We start from the raw sequence: 21,545 nt of genomic DNA on the forward strand, positions 1-21,545 counted from the left end.
GCCCCTTCACAAGCTGTGAAGGGGCTTCCACTCTGCGTGCGCCGCCAGGGACTCGAACCCCGGACCCGCTGATTAAGAGTCAGCTGCTCTAACCACCGTGACCGGCGCCCTCACCGGTCCGCACGCCATGCCCCACTCCCCCGAGCCCGAGTACGCCGTCAGCGCGCGCGGACTGGTCAAGAGCTACCCCGGCCCGCAGGGCACCACCACCCACGCCGTGCGCGGCCTGGACCTGGAGGTGCCCCAGGGCGAGACCTTCGCCTTCCTCGGCCCCAACGGTGCCGGAAAGTCCACCACCATCGCCCTGCTGTGCGCCCTGGCCCGGCCCACCGCCGGTCACGCCACGGTGGCGGGCGCCGATGTGCTCACCCAGCCCCACCAGGTCCGGCGACGGGTCGGCATGCTGTTCCAGCAGAGCGCCCTGGACCCGGATCTGACGGCGGAACAGAACCTCCACATCCACGCACGCCTCTACGGGATGCGGTCCCGTTACGCCCGCGGGCGCGCCACCGAGGTGCTGGAGACGGCCGGACTGGCCGACCGGCGGCGCTCTCCCGTCCGCACGTTGTCCGGCGGTATGCGGCGTCGCCTGGAGATCGCCCGTCAGCTGCTGCACGCTCCCGGTGTGCTGTTCCTGGACGAGCCGACCGCCGGTCTCGACCCGCACGCCCGCGCACAGATCTGGGATCATCTGCGCGCCCTGCGCGAGCGGCACGGCCGCACGGTCTTCGTCACCACCCACTATCTGGACGAGGCGGAGAACTGCGACCGCATCGCCATCATCGACCACGGCCGCGTGGTGGCACAGGGCACGCCCCTCGCGCTGAAGGCGGCGATCGGCGACGACCGGGTCGTGCTGCGCACCGGTGAGGACGCGACGGCACAACAGGTCGTCCGCCGGGTCGTGCCCCCGGAGCACTCCCTCACCGTGGACGCCGACGGGGTCTGTCTGCGGGTGCCCGACGGCAGTTCCTGGATTCCCCGCCTGTGCGCGGCGCTGGCAGGCCACGGCATCGCCGTGCACGCCGCTTCCGCGACCCCGCCCACCCTGGACGACGTCTTCTTCCACCACACCGGCCGCAGCCTGCACGCCACGCAGGCACCGGCCGGCCCCGCCGCGGGTGACACCACGGCAGCGGGCGGGGGCGGCCGATGACGACATCTCCTGGCCGTACCTCGGGTGTTGCCGGCGTCTCCGCTGCCTCCGGCGGTGGACGGCCGGCGCGTCTGCGGCACGAACTCCGCGCGGTCCACGCCCTGGTCTACCGCGATCTGCTCCGCCTGGCCGGCCAGCGCGCCCACACCGCGCTGATGCTCCTCCACCCGGTGCTCTTCCTGCTCATCCTCGGCGGCGGACTGACCGCTCTCATCCCCGACTCGTCCCTGGGGGTGGGCTATCAGACGTACCTCTTCCCCGGCATCCTGATGATGACGGTGCAGGCGCCCGCCATCATGGTCGGCATCCGTCTGATCACCGACCGGCAGAGCGGCTATCTGCGCGAACTCCTGATGGCCCCGGTCGCCCGCGCCACCCTGCTGCTGGGAAGCTGCGCCGGGGGCACCCTGGTCGCCACGGTCCAGGGGGCCGTGCTGCTCGCTCTGGCCGGTGTGGTCGGCCTGCCCTACGACCCGATCCTGCTGGTGCTGCTGCTCAGCAGCATGATCCTGGTCTCCTTCACCATCACCGCCCTCGCCCTGGCCCTGGCCGTCGGCCTCCGCCGAGCCGAGACGTTCCACACGCTCCTCGGCGTGGTGATGATGCCTCTCATGTTCCTCTCCGGAGGCTTCTTCCCCCTCCGGTCCCTGCCCGGCTGGGCCCACGCGCTGGCCGATGTCAATCCGCTCGCCTACGGGGTGGACATGCTCCGCCGCTGCATCGCCCTGCGGGCGCCGGACCAGGCGGCCGCCGGCGGCGTCGAATGGGCCGGCGGGCCGCCTCCGCTCCCCCTCGAAGCCGCCCTGCTCCTGTCCGGTGGCGCGCTGGCCCTGCTGTGGGCCGCCCGCCGCTTCAGCCGTCCGGAATAACCGGCTCCGGGCGACCTCACCAGGCCGTGGGCGCGGACCACGGAAGAGAGCCGGGTCAAACATATTTCATTCACGCCTGAATTCAGTTTTTTCTTTCGGAGCGGACCCGGAAAATGCTTTACCTCCCCGGAAATCGACAACTAGGGTTGCCATTCCGCGGGACGCACTTCGCCACGCTCCCGACGGATTTCGGAGGGGAAATACCATGACGCTTCTCTCCGACAACTACCCATGGCACTAGGCGAGTTGCTCACACCCGCTATACGGAGCGAGATGCCCAGGAGGCATGGTGAACGACATCTCCGAGGTGGCCGCACCCGGCCGGAACGACGAGCTCGTCGTCGAGCTGCGGACATACTTCAGCTCACTTACCGACACGGAACTCGGACCGGACGACGACTACTTCGCGCTCGGGCTCGTCGCCTCTCTGCAGGCGCTGCAGATCGTGACGTACGTCGAGCGGACGTACGGGATCACCGTGGAGGTGGAAGACCTGGACCTGGACAACTTCCGCACCGCCGCGAGGGTCTCCGGCTTCGTACGCCGCAAGCGCGGGGAGCGCCCCGGCGGAGGGGCGTCGTGATCGATGTCGAACCGCTCGTGAAGACCGCGGTGGCCGAGGCGGGCGCCTGGGACGAGACCGGTCTGCCCGCGGAGGCGGTCCGGCTGGCGGCCCGGCTCGGTGTGCTGGGCCTCGACCGGCCCGCCGAGGTCGGCGGGGGCGGTGCGGACGCGCACGAACTGGGTGATGTCGCCGCCCGGTTGGGCGCGGTGTGCACCTCGCTGCGCGCCCTGCTGACGGTCCAGGGGATGGTCGGCGCCGCCGTGGACCGGTGGGGCACCGCCGAGCAGCGTGCCGCGTGGCTGCCCCGCCTGGTGAGCGGTGAGCTGATCGCCGGGCTGGCCGCCACCGAGCCGGGCGCCGGGACCGACCTGTCGGCGGTGACGACCGAGTTCCGGCCGCGGGGCGGTGACCACCGGGTGTCCGGACGCAAGGTCTGGGTGACGTTCGGTCAGGTCGCCGATGTGCTCCTGGTGCTCGGCCGCGCCCCCGGCGGACTGGTGACCGGGCTGGTCGAGACCGGCCGGCGCGGGGTCACGGTCGAGCCGGTGACCGGCCAGCTCGGGATGCGCGGCGCGCGGCTCGCGCACGTCTCCTTCGACGGGGTCGTCCTGCCCGCGAGCCATCTGATCGCGCCGCCCGGGTTCGGGCTCTCGCACGTGACGGGCACCGCGCTCGACCACGGCCGGTACACGGTCGCCTGGGGCTGCGTCGGCATGGCGCGGGCCTGCCTCGACGACGCCGTGGCGCACGCAGGCCGGCGAAGACAGGGCGACACCCTGCTCGCCGGGCATGGGGCGGTACGGGCCGCGCTCGGCCGCTGCTCGGCCGAGACACTCGCGGCCGAGGCGCTGTGCGCGCGTGCGGCCGGACTGCGCCGGGACGGCTCCCCCGACGCGATCCTCGCCTCCGTGATCGCCAAGTACGCCGCCGCCAGGGCCGCCGCGTCGGTCAGCGCCCGGGCGGTGCAGCTGCTCGGCGCCGCCGGCTGCGCGCCGGACAGCCGGGCGGGCCGCTTCTTCAGGGACGCCAAGGTCATGCAGATCATCGAGGGCGCGGACGAGGTCGCCGAGGCCACCATCGGGGACCATCTGCTGGGCCGCCCGCGGGGAGGCGGTGCGCGGTGACCACGCCACGGCGCGTCATCATCGGTCCGGTCGCCACCTGGTTCCCGGAGCGGGAACTCCCCGTCGCCGGACTGCCGGAGCTGGCCGGCCTCCCGGCGGCGCGGCGGGCCCACGCCCTGTCGCTCGGCGTCGACACCGTCCGGGACGCCGCCGGAGCCTCCGAGGTGGACCTGGCGGAACACGCGGCACGCGCGGCGCTGGGCCGGGCGGGGCTCGACGCCGGCGGCCTCGACGCACTGCTGCTGGTGCAGGGCCGGGTCCCGGAGTATCTGCTGGCCTCGGAGGCGACCCGCCTCCAGCACCGGATCGGCGCGCACCGGGCGTTCACGACCGGCGTCGGCGACCTCGGCTGCGTCTCGGTCTCGGCGGCCTTCGCCCTCGGCTCGGCGCTGCTGCGCGGCGACCCCCGGTGCCGTACCGTCCTCGTCGTCACCACGGCCCGGACCCCGACCCGGGCCAGGTACCGGCCGCCGATGACACTGCTCGGCGACGGCGCCGCCGCGGTCCTGCTCACCACGTCGGGCGACGGCACCCACGAACTCGTCGACCAGACCGTCCGCAGCGACGGCGCGTACGCCGACCTGTTCCGCATCGACTACCGCGACATCCCCGAGCGGGAGTGGACCGAGGAGTGCGCGGACGAGCCGACGTACTCGTTCCGGCTCGCCGTGGAGAGCCGCAAGCGCTTCGCCGCGCTCAACGCGGAGCTGCTGGCCCGCAACGGACTGGGCCCGGACCGGATCGCCGCCCGTCTGACGCAGAACCTCGCCGCCGGGGCGTTCGCCTTCTGGCAGGAGGCGCTGGACGCGGATATCGATCCGGTCTGCCGGCGCAACCTCGCGGCGTACGGCCATCTCGGCTCCATGGACGTCCTGGTCAACCTGGCGGACGCCGCCGCCTCCCAGGCTCCGGGCGCCTACTCCCTGGTGATGAACAGCAGTCCCGTGGCGGCCTGGAGCACCTGGCTGCTGCGCCGTCTCGACGACCGGACAGGAGGGGTGATCCGTTGACGCCGACGGTGAAGTGCCTGGTGTGGGACCTGGACGACACCCTCTGGAAGGGGGTCGTGCTGGAGCGGGACGACGCCGCGCCCACACCGGAGGCGCTGCGGGCGCTCAGGACACTCGACGAACGGGGGATCCTGCACGCGGTCGCCAGCCGGGGCGAGTACGGTCCCGCCGCGGCGCATCTGCGCGAGCACGGCGTCGCGGACCTGTTCTGCGCGGTGGAGGTGGGCTGGGGGCCCAAGTCCGCGGCGGTGCGCAGGATCGCGGAAGGGCTGAACATCGGTCTGGACACGGTGGCGTTCGTGGACAACGACCCGGTGGAGCGGGCCGAGGTGGCAGCCGTCCTCCCCGAGGTGCGGTGCTATCCGGCCGACCGGCTCGCCGGACTGCCCGAGCTGCCCGAGTTCACCCCGCCCGTCGTCACCCGGGAGGCGCGGCAGCGCCGGGAGCTGTACCGCGCGGAGCGCCGACGGACCGACGCGGAGGACGGGTTCACCGGGACGGGCACCGCCTTCCTGGCATCGCTGGGCCTGGTGATGACCGTGCGGCGGGCCTCCGAGGAGGATCTGGCCCGGGCCCATGAACTGACGGTCCGTACCCATCAGCTCAACACCACGGGCCGGACGTACGGCATGGCGGAGCTGCGGCGGCTGTGCGCCTCCGACCGGCACGAGGTGCTGGTCGCCGAACTCCGGGACCGCTTCGGCGGCTACGGGACGATCGGACTCACCGTGTCGGAGTTCCGCGGCGCCGACTCCGTGCTGCTCCTGTCGCTGATGTCCTGCCGGGTGATGTCCCGCGGCGTCGGCACCGCGCTGATCGGGCATGCCGTCGGGCGTGCCCGTGCGGCGGGGCGCCGCCCGCTCGCCGAGTTCGTCCCCACCGACGTCAACCGGGTGATGCTGGTGACCCTCAGATTCGCGGGCTTCGCGGTGGCCGGCACGGACGGTGAGCGTGTGCTGCTCGCCCACGACGGCTCCGCACCGCCGCACACCGGTCATGTCACGGTCGTCGGGGAGGAGACCCTGTGACGGGGGCGACGGGCGCGACCGGGACAGTAGGCGCGACGGCGGGGGCCGGGCGCGGGGCGCTCCAGGCGCTCGTGGAGCAGTTCACGCGGGTGCCGGACCGCACCGCGATCGTGGTCGGCGCACAGGCACTCACCTACCGGGAGCTGGACGCGGCGAGCGCCGCGCTCGCCGCCCGGCTGATGGCCGCCGGTGTCCGGCCGGGCCGGACCGTCGTGCTGTACCAGCGGCAGACCGTGCGGACCGTCGTGGGGATGGTCGCGGCGGCACGGATCGGCGCGGCCTGGTGTGTCATGGCGGCCGGGCATCCGTCGCGGCTGGTACGGGCGCTGCTCGACGACATCGACTGCGGGGCCGTCGTCTTCGACCCCGAGGACCCGGCGACCCCGGCCGGCGTCGTGGCCGCGCTGGCCGATCGCGCGCGCGGGCAGGCCCCCGCGGCGCTCGAACAGGACGCGCCGGGGCCCGCGTCGCCCTTCACCGACCCCACGAGGCCCGTGCCGGGAAGCACGCCCGCGTACGTGATCACCACCTCGGGTTCGACGGGTGTGCCCAAGGCCGTGGTCGTCACCGTGGCCAACCTGGAGGCGATGCACGGCTCCCGGAACTACGCCTACGAGGAGTCGCGCCTGGTCACGTTCTCCGCGATGCGGCTGACGTGGGACGGCTCGCTGATGCAGACCCTGTGGGCGATGCGGCTGGGCGGAACGGCCGTGCTCCCCGGCGACGGGGAACTGTCCGACGCGGACGCGGCGGCCCGGCTGGCCGGTACCTGGCGGGCGTCGCACCTGGTGGCCACGCCGTCGTTCTACCGGCTCATGCTGCCCGCCCTGGCGTCCGCCGGTGTCCGCCCGCGGCTGGTCGTCCTCGGCGGCGAGACCGTGTCGACCGCGCTGGCCGAACAGCACCACGCGCTGCTGCCGGGGGCCGAGCTGCGGAACGAGTACGGGCCCACGGAGACGACCGTGAGCTGTGTGACCCACCCCGTCCGGGCGGACGACGAGCCGGTCGTGCCGATCGGCCGGCCCACCAGCGGTTCCACGGCGTACGTCCTGGACGGGCGGCTGGCACCCGTGCGGCCGGGTGAGGTGGGCGAGCTGTACATCGGCGGTCCGCAGGTGGCCGCGGGGTACGCGGCGCGCCCCGCGGAGACCTCGGCGCGGTTCGTCCCCGATCCTTTCACCGGGCGGGCGGGAGCGCGTATGTACCGCACCGGTGACCTGGCCCGGGAGAACCCGGACGGGGATCTGGAGTTCCGGGGCAGGACCGACGGCCAGCTGAAGGTCAGGGGCGCCCGGGTCGAGTGCCGGGCCGTGGAGTCCGCGCTGGAGAGCCATCCCGCCGTGGGCCGGGCGGTGGTGCTCGGCGTGCCCGACGCGCACGCGGAGATCTCGCTCGTCGCGTTCTGGACACCGGCCGGGAACGCCACGCCGCTGCCCGGCACCAAAGAGCTGCTGGCGTTCTGCGCCGAGCGGATGATCCCCGCCGCGGTGCCGGAACGCTTCGTCGCGCTCGGCGGGTTCCCGCTGGGGCCGAGCGGCAAGGCGGACGAGGCCGCGCTCCGGGCGCTGCTGCCGGGCGCCGGGGTGCAGGCCCCCCTCGCCGGGCGGCAGCGGTGGACACCGGCGCAGCGGTCGCTGGCCGAGATGTGGACGGCGGTGCTCCAGCACGACGACTTCGGCCTGCACGACAGGTTCTTCCAGGTGGGCGGGAACTCCCGCCGGGTGGTCGAGCTCCATCTGCGGATGGAGCGCGCCCGGCCCGGGGCGCTGCGGGTCGGGCAGCTCTTCGAACTGCTCACCGTGGCGGAGCAGGCCGCGGCCCTGGACGAGGCCGCGGCGGGGGCGGAGCGGGACAAAAACGACGGCAACGGCGAGTGCGACAGCGACAGCGACAGCCGCGGACGTTCCGGGACGGGCACCGGTGGGCCCGTCCTGTTCGAGATATGACGCTTTTCGGGCTTTGCGGGAGAGGACGGGGGAGCCGGGATGACCGTGCTGCGTACGGGGGCGGACCGCGAGGAGATCGCGATCGTCGGCATCGGCCTGCGGGTCCCGGGGGCGTCGAGCCTGGAGGAGTTCCGGGCCGCACTCGCCGCGGGCCGCGACTCCGTCGGTCCGATGCCGCCCGAGCGTGCCGAGGCCACCGGTCTGGATCCGGCCGGGCGCCTGCTCCCCATGGGGCACATCGAGGACATCCACACGTTCGACCACGCCTTCCACCGGCTCTCCCGGCGGGAGGCCACGCTGATCGACCCGCAGCACCGGATGGCGCTGACCCTCGCCCACCGGGCGATCGACGACGCCGGGTACTCGGCGGCGGGGCTGCGCGGCAGCGAGACCGCCGTGGTGTTCAGCGCCGCGTGGTCCGGCTACCACACCCTGACCGGCGAGGAGGGGGCGCTCGGCACCCTCGGCAACGTCCCGTTCGGGCTCCCCGCCCGGATCGCGCACACGCTCGGCCTCGCCGGACCGTGCCACGCGGTCGACACCGGCTGCAACGGCTCGCTGATCGCCGTGCACCACGCGTGCCGCGAACTCGCCTCCGGTGACGCCGAGTACGCCCTGGCGGGCGGAGTGAGTCTGCGGGTGGCGGGGCTCCCCGCCGCCGAGGCGGCCGGCTTCAGCGAACTGGTGTCGTCGAGCGGCCGGTGCCGGGCCTTCGACGCGGATGCCGACGGAACCGTCTCCGGTGAGGGAGGAGCCGTACTCCTGCTCACCACACTGCGCCGGGCCCGCGCGGACGGGGCCCCGGTCCATGCGGTGATCCGGGGCAGTGCCACACTCCACAACGGGCCCACCGCCGCCACCATCAGCGCGCCGAGCGCGGCGGCCCAGCGGCGTGTCATCGCGAAGGCGTGGGCCGCCGCGGGCGCCGATCCCGTACAGGCCGGCTATCTGGAGGCCCACGGTTCGGGGACGCGGCTCGGCGACGCCGTCGAACTGGAGGCGATCGCCGAGGCGTTCGCCGGCCGCGGGGAACCGCTGCCGATCGGCTCGGTGAAGACGAACATCGGCCACCTCGACCACGCCGCCGGGATCGCCGGACTGGTCAAGGCCGTGCTCAGCGTGGCCCACGGCGAGCTGTACCCCTCCCTCCACTTCGAACGGCCCACCGGTGGCCTCGATCTCGCCGCGGCCGGGATCGACGTGGTCACGAAGGCACGCTCCTGGTCCGCCGAGGACGGCGGGCCCCGGCTCGCCGGGGTGAGTTCGTTCAGCCTCGGCGGTGTCAACGCGCACTGCGTGGTGGCCGAGCCGCCCGCGCCGCCCCGCCCCGGCGCCCGGCGGGCGCCCGCCGGTGAGTCCCGGCTCGTCGGGGTGTCGGCCCGCGGCCCCGAGGCCCTGGCCCTGCTCTGCGGCGATCTGGCGCGGGCGCTGCGGGACGGCGAACCGGACCTGGACGACGTGGTGTTCACCCTCGGCCAGGGCCGTACGCACCACGCGTACCGCACCACGGTCACCGCCCGGAGCACCGCGGAGCTGGCCGGGCGGCTCGCCGACCGGGCGGACCGGCTGCGGGCCGGCGACGGCCGGGCGCGCGGCGGGGAACGGGCTCAGGGCGGAGACCGGGCGCACAGCGAGCGGGCGCACGGTGGCGGACGGGCGCGCGGCGGGGGACGGCCGCCGGCCGTCGCCCTGCTGCTCTCGCCGGACGCGATGCCCGCGGACATGCCGGAGGGCGAACCGCCGTCCGGCATCCCCGCGACCGGGCGGACCGGGCGGGTCCTCGCCGCGCAGCTCGCCGTGTTCCACGCGCTCCGGGACCGCGGCGTCGTCTTCGACGCCGTGCTCGGTGCCGGAGCGTCCCGGTTCGCGGCCCGGCACGCCCTCGGTCTGCTGCCCGCCCGCGTCGAGCCCGCCGAGTTCGACGCCGCGCGGACCGCTCCGGTCGACGCGGACGAACTGGTCCGCGCGGCCGGGGCCCTGCTCGCCGGCGGGCCGGTGCTCTTCCTCGAACCCAGCCCGGACGGGGCGCTCGGCCGGCTGCTCACCGAACGGCTGGCCGGGCAGGAGGGGGCGCTGGTACGGGTCGCCCACCGGTTCACGGACGCCGTCGGGGCGCTGTACGAGCACGGGATCGATGTGGACTGGGCCGCGGTGCAGCCCGCTCCCCCCGGCGCCCGGCGGGTACGGCTGCCCGGCCATCCGATGCTCGGTACGCCGTGCTGGCCCGCGCCCGTACGGTCCGCCGCCGCACGGTCCGTCCCCGTACAGCCCGCTCCGGTACGGCACGCTCCGGCGGCGGCGACCGGCCCCGCCGGGGCCGCGGAGGCCGGGGACGCGGCGGCCGGGGACGGGGTCGGCTGGCTGCGGGAGACGCTGCGGGACCTGCTGCACGCCGAGGAGCCGATCGGTCCCGAGGACGACTTCTCCGGGCTCGGCCTCAACTCCCTCATCGCCCTCCAGCTCGTCGACCGGATCCAGGCCCGGTACGGCGTACGCCCCAAGCTGATCGATGTCTACGAGCGCCCCCGGGCGGCCGATCTCGCCCGGCTGCTCGCCCCGGCCCCCACGGCGCCCGGCGTCCTGCCGCCCGTGGTCCGCGGGGACGCGGCGGTGCTCTCCTTCGGCCAGGAACGAATGTGGTTCCACCACCAGCTGGACCCCGGTACCACCCTCTACAACCTGCCGATGGTCAGCCATGTCCGCGGTCCGCTCGACGTGGCCGCGCTGCGCGGCACCTGGGAGGACCTGGCGGAGCGTCACGAGGTGCTCCGCTCCAACTTCGTCGAGCTGGACGACGGTCCGGCGCTGCGGATCCGGCCGGTGCTCGGGGACTTCTTCCGCTTCACCGACGTCTCGGACGCGCCCGACCCGGTGGCCGCCGCGCGGGCACTGGTGCGCGAGGCCGCGCAGGTCCGGTTCGACCTGGAGCGCGATCCCCTGCTGCGGGTGCTCGTCGTCCGGCTCGGCCGGGACGAGCACGTCGTGCAGGTCACGGTCCACCACGCGGTCAACGACGGCCACTCCCCCAAGGTCTTCCAGCGCGAACTCCCGGTCCTCTACGCCGCGCGCCAGGAGGGACGCCGGGCGGAGCTCGACCCGCCGCGCGTGCGCTACCGGGACTACGCCCGCTGGCAGCGCGACCTCGTGGCACGTTCGGCGCTCGACCACGAACTCGCCTACTGGACCGAGCGGTTGCGGGACGCCCCGGTGCTCGCGCTGCCCACCGACCACCCCAGGCCGCCGCGGAAGAGCTTCGTCGGCGACCTGCGCCCCTTCACCGTCCCGGCGCCGGTGGTGCGGGCGCTCCGGGAGCTGGCCCGCCGCGAGTCCGTGACCCTCTTCGTCGTCCTGCTCACCGGGCTGTACCTGCTGCTCGGCCGGTACAGCGGGCAGCGCGACCTCGTGGTCGGCACACCCACGACCGGCCGCAACCGGCCCGAGCTCGAAGGGCTCATCGGCTTCTTCAACAGCACGGTGGCGCTGCGCGCCGACCTGTCGGGCGGACCGAGCCTGCGCGAACTGCTGCGGCGGGTGCGGTCGGTGGTGCTCGGCGCCCTGGAGAACCAGGAGATCCCCTTCAACCTGGTGGTGAACGCCCTCGGTGTCGAGAAGGACCTGAGCCGCACCCCGCTGTTCGACGTGTTCTACGTGCACCAGCAACTGCCGCCGATCCAGCCGATCGGCGCCGCCGCCGGTGACTTCTTCGACCAGCGCGACACCGTGACCAACCGGTTCGGCGGCATGCCGGCCGGGACCGCCAAGTTCGATCTGACCCTGGTCACCACCGACCGGGAGGGCGAGGAGGACATGGCCGCCTGCCTGGAGTTCAGCACCGAACTGTTCGCCGAGGAGACCGCCGCGGAGCTGACCGCCGCCTACCTCGGCATCCTCGACGACCTCGCCGGGGTGACCGACACCGGCCGTCCCGTCCCCGGGCCGGGGGCCGGGGGGACACCGCGGCCGGAGCCGTACGCACGCTCCGGCCCGGGCCCCCTGCCGGAGGTCCGCGTTCCGGCCGACCGGCCGCGTCCCTCCCGGCCGGTCGACGCGTCCGCCTCGGCCACGGCGGTGGCCGGACGTCCGCTGCCCGCCGGCCAGGAGCCGGACGGTGTCCTGCTCGCCGCCTGGCTGACCCTGCTCGCCTGGTACACCGGCCAGGACGAGGTGGCCGTCCTGGTCCACGCCCCGCGCGGGCCGGCCGCGGTGCGCGCCGACCTGTCCGACGAGCCCTGTCTCACCGAGCTGACGGCCAGACTGGCCCGGGCGCCGTACGAGCCCCTCGCGCCCGGGACCGTACCGCCTCCGGTGCGGTATGCCGGGAACGGCACGGGGGCGGACCGGAGCGGGGCCGAACTCAGCCTGTCCTGGTCCGGATCCGTTTCCGGAGCCGAGTCCGGGGCCGGGGCCAGGTCCGGCGCGACCGGGCCGGCGCTCACCGTCCACTACGCGCCGGAACTCTTCGACGGGAGCACCGCGGCGGCCCTCGCCGCCGACCTGGCGCGCCTGCTGGCCGCGCTGGTGGACCGCCCAGGGGCGCCCGTGCACGAGGTGGCGCTCGACGCCATCGCCAGCTCACAGGACGACCGGTCCGACGACCCCGACAACCCGGCGGAGGCACCACGATGACCAGGAACACCCAGGACAGTGCGGCGGAGCCCACCGGACCGGTCGGCGTCGTCGGCGCCGGGACCATGGGCGTGGGCGTCTGCCACAGCCTGATCCGGGCCGGCTGTGACGTCGTGGTCGTCGAGCCGGACCGCCGCGCCGCCGACGTGGCCCGCGACCGGCTGGCCGAGTCCCTCCGGCTGGCCAGGCTGCTCGGCCGGGGGCCGACCGGGGAGACCGGCCGGGTGCGCTGGGCGACGGCGGTCGGGGAACTGGACGGCACCGGGTTCGTCGTCGAATGCGCCCCGGAGCACCTGGACCTCAAGGAGCGGCTGTTCACGGAACTCGACCGGGTCTGTCCGCCGGACGCGGTGCTCGCGTCCTGCACCTCCGCCATTCCCGTCGCGCTGCTCGCCGCCCGGACGGGACGCCCCGAACGCGTCCTCGGACTCCACTTCATGAACCCCGTGCCGCTGAAGGACACCGTCGAGGTGGTCCGCGCGAAGTCGACCTCCCCGGAGACCATGGACCGGGCGCTGGCCCTGCTGGCCCGCCTGGGCAAGCAGGGCGTCGTGGTCGCGGACGGGCCCGGCTTCGTCCTGAACCGGGTGCTGATGATGTGCGTCGCCGAGGCGGCGGCTCTCGTCGACGAGGGGTCCGTGGACGCCGCGACCGTCGACGCGGTGTTCGAGAAGTGTCTCGGCCATCCCATGGGACCGCTGCGCACGGCGGACCTGATCGGGCTGGACAACGTACTGGACACCCTGACCGTCCTCGGGGAGCAGACCGGCGACGACAGATACCGGCCGCCGTCCTCGTTCACGGATCTCGTCGCGGCCGGGCACCTGGGCCGGAAGACCGGAAGGGGCTTCCATGTCTACGCCTGAACCGGCCCGTCGCGGCGCGCCCGGCGCCGCCTCCGGGGGCGCCGTACCGTACACCGCCCAGTACGTCCGGCTGAGCGGACCGGTGCGGGAGTCCGCGCTGCTCGCCGCGGTGACCGACGCCGGAGCCGGGTGCGAGCTGGTCGACGCCACCGGCGCGGCCGACCCGGACGCCTTCGCCGAGGCGCGGATCGGGCGGGAACTCGGCTCCCCGTACGACGGGGACCGCGCGCCGGACGCCGTCCATCTCGTCTTCCGGCTGGCGGCCGAACGGTACGGATGGTTCCAGCTGCGCCGTGGCCCGTCCGCCGGTGAGGAGGCGATGGACGCGGTGCTGCGCCGGGCCGCCGACGGCTACGGCGCGCGGTGCGCCGCCCCGGCCACCGGCGTCCCGGTCACCGATGCCCCGGCGACCGGCGACCGCGCGGGCCGGGGTCCCCGCGGGGACACGCCCGGTGGCGCGGCCGGTGGCACGCCCGCGGAGGTGACCCGCTTCGACGCGTCCGCGCGGACCCGGGTCACGGCCGGCCCCGCACTGGCCGCGACCGCGCGCCGCGGCGGCGGCGGTCACGCGGCCGTACTGGTCGCCGCGCTCGCCGTCTACGCGTACCGCAGAACCGGGTCGGACGATGTGGTGGTCGGCTGGCGGACCGCCGGTACGACCGTTCCGGTCCGGCTGGCCCTGACGCCCCGCCGGACCTTCGCCGAGGTGGCCGCGGCGGCCGGGGCCCAGCTGCGCCGCGCCCGGCGGGGCGGCGTACGCACCGGGTCCGCCGGTCCGGCACCGATCCCCTCGGCTATCCCCTCGCCGGGCCCCGAGGCGGAACGGGAGGCGGGCCCCGAGCTGGTGTGCGAGCTGGTGGATCACCGCCGTACCGTCGCGTTCGGGCCCTGTGCGGCCACGGTGGTGTCGGTCTGGGCCCCGGCGGGCGGCCTCGACGTGCGGGCGGACGCCGGGGACGACGGCGCGTGGGTGATCGAGGTTCGGGCCGGCGGGGCGGGCGACCACCAGTGCCGGTTCGCGGCCCTCTTCGAGCGGATGGCGCGCGAACCCGGCCTGCCCGTCGCCCGGTTCGACCTCGCGGACGAGGCGGAACTCGGGCGTCTGCGCGAGGAGTTCAACGACACGGCGCGGCCGGTACGGGAGGACACCGTGCCCGGCGCGTTCCTGGCGCAGGCCCGCCGGGCCCCCGGCGCGGTGGCGGTCCGCCACCGGGGAGTCGAGCTGACCTACGCCGAACTCGACGAGCGGGCCGACCGGTTGTCCCGGCTGCTGGCCGAGCGGGGCGCGGCGCCGGAGCGGGTGATCGCCGTCATGATGCCCCGGACGCCGGAGATGGTGGTCGCCGTCCTGGCCGTGCTGAAGTCCGGCGCCGCCTACCTGCCGATCGACCCCGACTACCCGGACGGCCGGATCCGTTACCTCCTCGACGACGCGCGCCCGGCGGCCGTGCTCACCGCCTCCGCGCTGCTGGACCGGCTCCCCGGGACGCTCTCCGTACCCCTGATGGTGGTGGACGGCACGGCGGACGCCACGGGACCGGCGGCCCGCTCCGGCGGCGTACCGGCCCCCGTGGAGCCACGGCCGGGGAACGCCGCCTATGTCATCTACACCTCGGGTTCCACCGGGCGGCCGAAGGGCGTGGTGGTCACCCACCGGAACGTGGTGAACTTCGCCGACTGGTCGGTGGCCGCGCTGGGCGCCCCGGCGTTCGAGCGGGTGCTCGGCTCCACCTCGCTGAGCTTCGACATGTCGGTGTTCGAGATCCTGGTGCCGCTGATGACCGGTGGCGGTGTCGACCTGGTGCCGAACCTGCTGTCGCTGGTCGACACCCCCGACTGGAGCGGCACACTCGTCAACACGGTGCCCACGGTCTACCGGCGGGTGCGGGAGGCGGAGTGGGTGGCCGAGCGGGCGGCGAACTACGTCTTCTGCGGCGAGCCGCTCCCCGCCGAACTGGTGCGGGAGGTGCACCGGCACGCCCCGGACGCCCGCGTGTTCAACCTCTACGGCCCGACCGAGGTCACCGTCTACGCGACCGCCTGGCAGTGCGATCCGCGCTCCCCCGACGACCCGCCGGTCGGCCGCCCGGTGGGCAACGTGCGCTGTCATGTCCTGGACGCGGCGCTGCGCCCGGTGCCGCCCGGCGACGTGGGCGAGCTGTATCTCGCCGGGGAGTATCTGGCCCGCGGCTACGCCCACCGCCGCGGGCTGACCGCGCAGCGGTTCCTCGCCGATCCGTTCTCCGCCGAGCCCGGCGGGCGGATGTACCGGACGGGCGACCTCGCGCGCTGGTCCCCCGAGGGGCTGCTGGAGTTCGCCGGCCGGGCCGACCACCAGGTCAAGGTGCGCGGCCACCGCGTCGAACTCGGTGAGGTCGAGGCCACCCTGCTGCGGCAGCCGGGAGTCGCCCGGGCCGTCGTGGTCGCCACCGGCGACGGTGCGGGCGACCGCCGGCTCACCGCCTTCGTCGTACCGGGGGACGGCGGTTGTCTCCCGGACGCGCTCGAAGGGGCGCTGCGCTCCGAACTGCCCGAGCCGCTGGTGCCGTCCGGGATCCGGACGCTGGACGCGCTGCCGCTGAACCCCAACGGCAAGGCCGATCGGCTCGCGCTGGCCGACTTGGCCGCCGCGGCGGAGCCGGTGCCGCTGCCCGCGCGGGCCGCCGACGGTCCGGTCGAGGTGCTGTGCGGGGTGTTCGCCGCGGTCGTGGGCCGCGCCGAGGTGGGCCCGGACGAGAGTTTCTTCGCGGTGGGCGGCGACAGCATCGCCTCCATCAGGCTGGTGCGCCGGGCCCGCCAGGCCGGTCTGGTCGTCTCCCTCCAGGACGTGTTCGAGCGGGGTACGCCCCGTCTCCTCGCCGAGGTGGCCGTGGAGCTCGCGTCGGTCCCGGAGCCGCCGGCCGGGTCCGGGGAGCGGGCGCTGGTGGAACTGGACACCGCGGAGCGCGCCTGGCTGGCCGAGGCCTGTCCTGGGGTGGAGGAGGTCCTGCCGCTCTCCCCCGTCCAGGAGGGGCTGCTCTTCCACAGCCACCACGACCAGCGCGACCAGGACGTCTATGTCATGCAGGCGGCCCTGGACTTCGCCGGCCCGTTCGATCCCGACGCCCTGCGGCGTGCCGCCGCGCTGCTCTGCCGTCGGCACAGCGGGCTCAGGGCGGGCTTCCTCCGGCTGCCCTCCGGCCGGGCCGTGCAGGTGGTCCGCGCCGACGCGGAACCTCCCCTCACCGTGGTCGATCTGACCGGTGTTCCGGAGGAGCGACAGGAGGCGGAGGCCGAGCGGTTGACCGCGGAGGACCGCACCGCGCCGCTGGACCCGGGCCGGCCGCCGCTGCTCCGGCTGACCCTGATCCGCCGGGCGGGGCGGCGGTTCCGGCTGCTGATCACCACGCACCACATCCTGCTCGACGGCTGGTCGGTGCAGATCGTCGCCCGTGAGCTGTTCCAGCTGTACGCCCGTCCGGAAGCGTCGGCCGCCCTCGGTGACGCGCCGCGGCACCGCGATGTCCTGGCCTGGCTCGCGGAGCGGGACCAGGAGGAGTCCGTACGGGCATGGCGCCGGGCGCTGGAGCCCGTCCGGCCGACCCTGCTCGCCCCCGCGGGGCTGCGCCGCAGCTCCGCCTGGCCCGCGCGGATCCAGCACGAGCTGAGCGCGGAGCGGGTGGCCGGGCTGACCGGGCTGGCGGGCCGGCTCGGTGTCACGGTCAACACGCTGTTCCAGGTCTGCTGGGGGCTGTTGCTGGCGCAGTGGACGGGCCGGAGCGACGCGGTGTTCGGGGTGGCCGTGTCCGGCCGCTCGCCGGAGGTGGCCCGTGTCGAGTCGGTCGTCGGCTTCCTGGTCAACACCGTCCCGATGCGGGTCACCGTGTCCCCGGCCGAGTCGCTGGCCGAGCTGGTGCGCCGGGTGCAGGACGAGCAGGGGCGCCTGCTGCCGCACCATCACCTCGGCCTCACCCGGATCCAGCACGCCGTCGGTGTGGACGCGCTCTTCGACACCGCCATGGTGTTCGAGAACTTCCCGGTCGACCGGGATCCGTGGGCGGACGTCCCCGAACTGTCGTTCCTCGCCGCGCGCAACGAGACCGCGGGGCACTACCCGCTGACCCTGATGGCCGTTCCGCGGTCCACCGGCGGGATGCTGCTGAACCTGCTGCACCGTGCGGACGTCTTCGACCGCGCGACGGCGGAGCGTTTCCTCTCCCGGGCGCTCCGGCTGCTGGACCTGCTGGTCGAGGCGCCCGGGACGCCGCTGTCCGGGGTGGATCTGCTCGACGACGCCGAGCGGGCGGCGCTCGCCTCGTACGGCAGCGGCAGCGGCAGCGACGGCGAGAACGACGAGGTGACGCCGCGTACGGTCACCGCGCTCTTCGCCGCGCAGGCGGCGGCGACGCCCGGCGCGACGGCCGTCCGGAGCGCCGGGGGCGAGGGCGCGGACCTCACGTACGCCGAGCTGTCCGCCGGGGCGAACCGGGTGGCCAGGGAGCTGATCGCCCGTGGCGTCGGTCCCGAGGCGGCGGTGGCACTCGTGCTGCCCCGTTCGGCGCGGACGGTGACGGCGCTGTTCGGGGTGCTCGCGGCGGGCGCCGCGGTGATGCTCGTCGACCCGGACCATCCGGAGGAGCGGCTGCGGCTCGTCCTGGGGGACGTCCGGCCCGCCGTCGTGGTCACCGACCGCGCCCACGCCGTCCGTCCGGAACTGGGCGAGGACCTCCTCGTCCTCGACGATCCGGACACCGCCCGGCGGATCGCCGGGCGCGACAACGGGCCCGTGACCGACGCGGAGCGGACCCGTCCGCTGCTGCCCTCGCACGCCGCCTACATCATCCACACCTCGGGCTCGACCGGGCGGCCCAAGGGCGTTCTCGTCCAGCACACGGGGGTGGCGGGGGTGCTGAGCACCACCGTCGTACGGTCCCGGCTCGGCCCGGGCGCCCGCGTCCTCCAGTTCGCCGCGCCCGCCTTCGACGCCGCGCTGCTGGAGATGTTCGAGGCGCTGTGCAGCGGTTCGGCGCTGGTCGTCGCCGCCCCGGACCGGCTGATGCCGGGCCGGGGGCTCGAACGCCTCGCCCACGAGGAGCGGATCACCGCGCTCACCCTGCCGCCGTCCGCGCTGGCCGTGCTCGATCCCGGCGCGGGACTGCCCGAGGGCTGTGTGATCCGGGTGGCGGGCGAGGCGCTGCCCGCCGAGCTGGTGGCCCGCTGGGCCGCCCGCCATCCGCTGATCAACGCGTACGGGCCGACCGAGGCCACGGTCTGCGCGACCGTCAGCGACGAGCTGACGGGCACCAGGACCACCATCGGCCGGCCCGTCGCCCCCACCCGGATCCATCTGCTGGACGGGGCGCTGCGCCCGGTACCGCCCGGTCTGGAGGGCGAGGTCTACCTGTCGGGCCCCGCCGTGGCCCGCGGGTACATCGGGCAGCCGGCGCGCACCGCGGAGCGCTTCGTGGCCGACCCGTTCGGCGCGCCGGGCCGGCGCATGTACCGCACGGGCGATCTCGCCCGGTGGAACTCCGGCGGTGAGCTGGAGTTCACCGGCCGCTCCGACCGCCAGATCAAGATCCGCGGATTCCGGATCGAGCCCGGCGAGGTGGAGTCGGCGCTGCTGGCGCACGGGTCGGTGGCGCAGGCCGCGGTGCGCGCGTGGACGGGCGGCGCCGGCGGGTCCCGGCTCGTCGCCTACGTCGTGCCCGAGGTGTCCGCCGGGCTCGGCACGGTCACGGAGGAGGATGTGCTCGCCGAGTGGGCGGCGGTGCACGACCGTGTCTACGACATCGAGGCCGGGGCGTACCGGAAGAACCCGGACAGCGCCCCGTTCGGCGACTCCTTCGCCGGGTGGAACAGTTCGTACGACGGTTCGCCGCTGCCCCGCGAGGCGCTGCGGGAGTGGCGGGACGCCGTGGTCGCGCGCGTCCGGGAGCCGGCTCCGCGCCGGGTGCTGGAGATCGGCGCGGGCACCGGGGCGGTCCTCGCCGAGCTGGCCCCGCACTGCGTGAGCTACCACGCGACCGACCTCTCCGCCGTCGCGGTCGAGACCCTCCGCGGGCAGGTGGCGCGGGTGCCCGCGCTGCGCGACAGGGTCACGTTCTCCCACCGGGCGGCCGACGACTTCTCGGGGCTGCCGGAAGGCCACTTCGATGCCGTGGTCCTCAACTCCGTGGTGCAGTACTTCCCTTCACGCGCGTATCTGGAGCGGGTACTGACCGGCGCGTTGCGTCTTCTGGCGCCGGGCGGGGCCGTCTTCGTCGGCGATGTCAGGGACACCAGGAGCCGTTCCGCGCTGTTCACGGCGGCCGGGGTCGGGGCGGCGGGCGCGCTGACGACGGTGGCCCGGGCACGGCTCGCCGCCGGGCGGAAGCTGCTGCTGGACAAGGAGCTGGCGGTGGCGCCGGGGTTCTTCGGCGCCTTCGGGGACGCGGCCGACGTCCGGCTGAAGTCCGGCAGCCACGACAACGAGCTGACCCGCTACCGCTACGACGTGACGCTGTACAAGGCGCCGCTGCCGGGTGTCTCGGCGGCCGGGGCCACCCGGCTCGTCTGGGGCTCCGACGTGGGCGGGACGGCGGAGCTGGCCGCGCTGCTCTCCTCGGCCGGCGGGGTGCTGCCGCTGCGGGTCACGGACATCCCCGACGCCCGGCCCGCCGCGGACCTCGCCGTGGTGCGGGCGCTCGACGCCGCCGCGCCGGGGACCACGATCGGCGCGCTGGACCCGCGGGTCCCCGGGGATCCCGGCGTCCGGCCGGACGAACTGGAGGCGCTGGGACGGGGACTTGGCTACCGGGTGTTCGCCGCGCCGGGCGCCGCGCCCGGCCGCTTCGACGCCGTGCTGCTCCCCGCGCCGTGCGACGGGGTGGTCCGGGACGTGTACGCCGGCGCCGGGGACCCGGCGGACAGCGCGGTGTACGAACCGGCCACGGCGGGCGTGGCGGCGGCGCTCCCGGCGGAGCTGGCGCGGAGCCTGCGCGCCGTGCTGCCCGCCCATCAGGTGCCCGCCGCGGTCGTCGTCCTGCCGGAACTGCCGCTCACCCGCAGCGGCAAGACCGACCATGGCGCGCTGCCGGACCCGGAGGCCGCCGCGGAGCCGGCGGGGCGGGCGCCGCGGACCGTCCAGGAGAAGCATCTGTGCGAGCTGTTCGCCGAGACGCTGGGCCTGCCGGCCGTCGGCATCGACGACAACTTCTTCGATCTGGGCGGTCACTCCCTGCTCGCCGCCCGGCTGGCCCGGCGGATCGAGTCGACCTGGGGCACCGACGTCGACACCGCGACGCTGTTCGTCGCGCCGACGGTGGCGGCGCTCGCCGAGCGGCTGGGCGCCGACGACCAGCGGTTCGCGTTCGACGTGGTGCTGCCGCTGCGGCGGACCGGGGAGCGCCCCGCGCTGTTCTGTGTGCACCCGGCCGGCGGAGTCGGCTGGATGTACTCGGTGCTGATGCGGCGGCTGGGCGCGGATCAGCCGGTCTACGCGCTCCAGGGCCGCGGTCTCGACGGCGACGAGCCGCTCCCCGGTGATGTCGCGGCGATGGCCGACGACTATCTGGAGCAGATCAGGACGATCCAGCCGAAGGGGCCGTACCACCTGCTCGGCTGGTCGTTCGGCGGGGTGGTGGCCCACGCGATGGCGACCCGGTTGCAGGCGGCGGGCGAACAGGTCGGTCTGCTGGCGCTCATCGACGCCTATGTGATGGCGGACCACCCGGCGCCGCCGTCGGAGGAGGAGCTGGGCGGGGCCCGCATGATGTACGCCGCTCTCCTGTCGTTCGCCGGGATCCGGTCGGCCATGCCGCGCCTCGACGAGCTGGACACCGCGCGGTTCCTGGAGATCGTCCGGGAGACCGACAGCCTGCTGTCCGGTTTCACCGAGCGGCATCTGATCGGCATGGGGGAGGTGTACAGCAACAACCTGAAGCTGGGCCGGGTCTTCCGGCCCGATGTCTTCCGGGGCGATGTCCTCTTCTTCGAGAAGCGGGCGGACGACACGTCGGTCCCGATGACCGTCGACTCGTGGCAGCCGTACGTGACGGACGGCCGGATCCGTGTCGTCCCCGGCGAGTTCCGCCATGCCGACATGGGCAGCCCCGATTCGCTGTCCGAGGTGGGCCGAGTGCTGGCCGGTGAACTGGATGAGTCATACCGAAGTAGCGTCGTCCGCCCCCTCGGGGCGGGCGGGGAGGTGTCAGGTGCACTGCACTCGCTCCGCTCGCTCCGTCTCGGCGCACTGAATTTTCCCTCGGATGCCGAGCGCAGCCGCAAGGCGGAGGAGGGAAGCGACGCAGGAGCGGATGGGGTCTCCCCTGGTCGAGCGAAGCCGAGACCTTGGGGATGACCGACGACAACGCGGCGGATGTGCGTGCATGGCGC

General features: G+C 74.8%; 10 protein-coding genes and 1 tRNA gene. 10 read left to right on the forward strand and 1 reads right to left on the reverse strand.

Annotated features, from left to right (window positions below; translation table 11 throughout):
* Positions 1-37: 37 nt before the first annotated feature.
* A tRNA-Lys gene (locus AB0P17_RS37525) sits at positions 38-108 on the reverse strand.
* 19 nt (positions 109-127) lie between these two features.
* On the opposite strand from AB0P17_RS37525, the gene AB0P17_RS37530 reads away from it, so the two are divergent.
* From AB0P17_RS37530 to AB0P17_RS37575, 10 genes are all read left to right on the forward strand, one after another.
* Complete coding sequence (locus AB0P17_RS37530) at positions 128-1,156, forward strand: ATP-binding cassette domain-containing protein (protein WP_365818538.1); 1,029 nt, start codon at positions 128-130, stop codon at positions 1,154-1,156.
* On the forward strand, positions 1,153-2,025 hold the full coding sequence (locus AB0P17_RS37535; protein WP_365818494.1) for an ABC transporter permease: 873 nt from the start codon (positions 1,153-1,155) through the stop codon (positions 2,023-2,025). Before AB0P17_RS37530 ends, AB0P17_RS37535 begins: the two co-directional genes overlap by 4 nt.
* 286 nt (positions 2,026-2,311) lie before the next feature.
* Positions 2,312-2,608, forward strand: coding sequence for an acyl carrier protein (locus AB0P17_RS37540; RefSeq protein WP_365818496.1), 297 nt, complete (start codon positions 2,312-2,314; stop codon positions 2,606-2,608).
* Positions 2,605-3,714 carry an acyl-CoA dehydrogenase family protein gene (locus AB0P17_RS37545; protein ID WP_365818498.1) on the forward strand — a complete coding sequence of 370 codons (1,110 nt, stop codon included), beginning with the start codon at positions 2,605-2,607 and terminating at the stop codon, positions 3,712-3,714. Before AB0P17_RS37540 ends, AB0P17_RS37545 begins: the two co-directional genes overlap by 4 nt.
* Positions 3,711-4,724, forward strand: coding sequence for a 3-oxoacyl-ACP synthase (locus AB0P17_RS37550; protein WP_365818500.1), 1,014 nt, complete (start codon positions 3,711-3,713; stop codon positions 4,722-4,724). The genes AB0P17_RS37545 and AB0P17_RS37550 overlap by 4 nt, the downstream gene beginning before the upstream one ends.
* A complete protein-coding gene (locus AB0P17_RS37555) occupies positions 4,721-5,752 on the forward strand; it encodes an HAD-IIIC family phosphatase (RefSeq protein WP_365818502.1) in 1,032 nt (343 codons plus the stop codon). The genes AB0P17_RS37550 and AB0P17_RS37555 overlap by 4 nt, the downstream gene beginning before the upstream one ends.
* The gene (locus tag AB0P17_RS37560; protein WP_365818504.1) at positions 5,749-7,698 is read left to right on the forward strand and encodes a non-ribosomal peptide synthetase; all 1,950 of its coding nucleotides are present in this window, start codon (positions 5,749-5,751) and stop codon (positions 7,696-7,698) included. The genes AB0P17_RS37555 and AB0P17_RS37560 overlap by 4 nt, the downstream gene beginning before the upstream one ends.
* 39 nt (positions 7,699-7,737) lie before the next feature.
* Positions 7,738-12,324, forward strand: a complete 4,587-nt coding sequence (locus AB0P17_RS37565) for a condensation domain-containing protein (RefSeq protein WP_365818506.1) — start codon at positions 7,738-7,740, stop codon at positions 12,322-12,324.
* Positions 12,321-13,190, forward strand: a complete 870-nt coding sequence (locus AB0P17_RS37570) for a 3-hydroxyacyl-CoA dehydrogenase family protein (protein WP_365818508.1) — start codon at positions 12,321-12,323, stop codon at positions 13,188-13,190. The genes AB0P17_RS37565 and AB0P17_RS37570 overlap by 4 nt, the downstream gene beginning before the upstream one ends.
* Complete coding sequence (locus tag AB0P17_RS37575; protein ID WP_365818510.1) at positions 13,177-21,510, forward strand: amino acid adenylation domain-containing protein; 8,334 nt, start codon at positions 13,177-13,179, stop codon at positions 21,508-21,510. Before AB0P17_RS37570 ends, AB0P17_RS37575 begins: the two co-directional genes overlap by 14 nt.
* Positions 21,511-21,545 lie beyond the last annotated feature (35 nt).

Source organism: Streptomyces sp. NPDC088124, from assembly GCF_040685895.1.
Lineage (GTDB): Bacteria > Actinomycetota > Actinomycetes > Streptomycetales > Streptomycetaceae > Streptomyces.

Bases quoted from the DNA above. Each gene is read 5' to 3' on its own strand.
- AB0P17_RS37540 (WP_365818496.1), top strand. From the start codon at position 2,312: ATGGTGAACGACATCTCCGAGGTGGCCGCACCCGGCCGGAACGACGAG.
- AB0P17_RS37530 (WP_365818538.1), top strand. From the start codon at position 128: ATGCCCCACTCCCCCGAGCCCGAGTACGCCGTCAGCGCGCGCGGACTG.
- AB0P17_RS37570 (WP_365818508.1), top strand. From the start codon at position 12,321: ATGACCAGGAACACCCAGGACAGTGCGGCGGAGCCCACCGGACCGGTC.
- AB0P17_RS37535 (WP_365818494.1), top strand. From the start codon at position 1,153: ATGACGACATCTCCTGGCCGTACCTCGGGTGTTGCCGGCGTCTCCGCT.
- AB0P17_RS37575 (WP_365818510.1), top strand. From the start codon at position 13,177: ATGTCTACGCCTGAACCGGCCCGTCGCGGCGCGCCCGGCGCCGCCTCC.
- AB0P17_RS37565 (WP_365818506.1), top strand. From the start codon at position 7,738: ATGACCGTGCTGCGTACGGGGGCGGACCGCGAGGAGATCGCGATCGTC.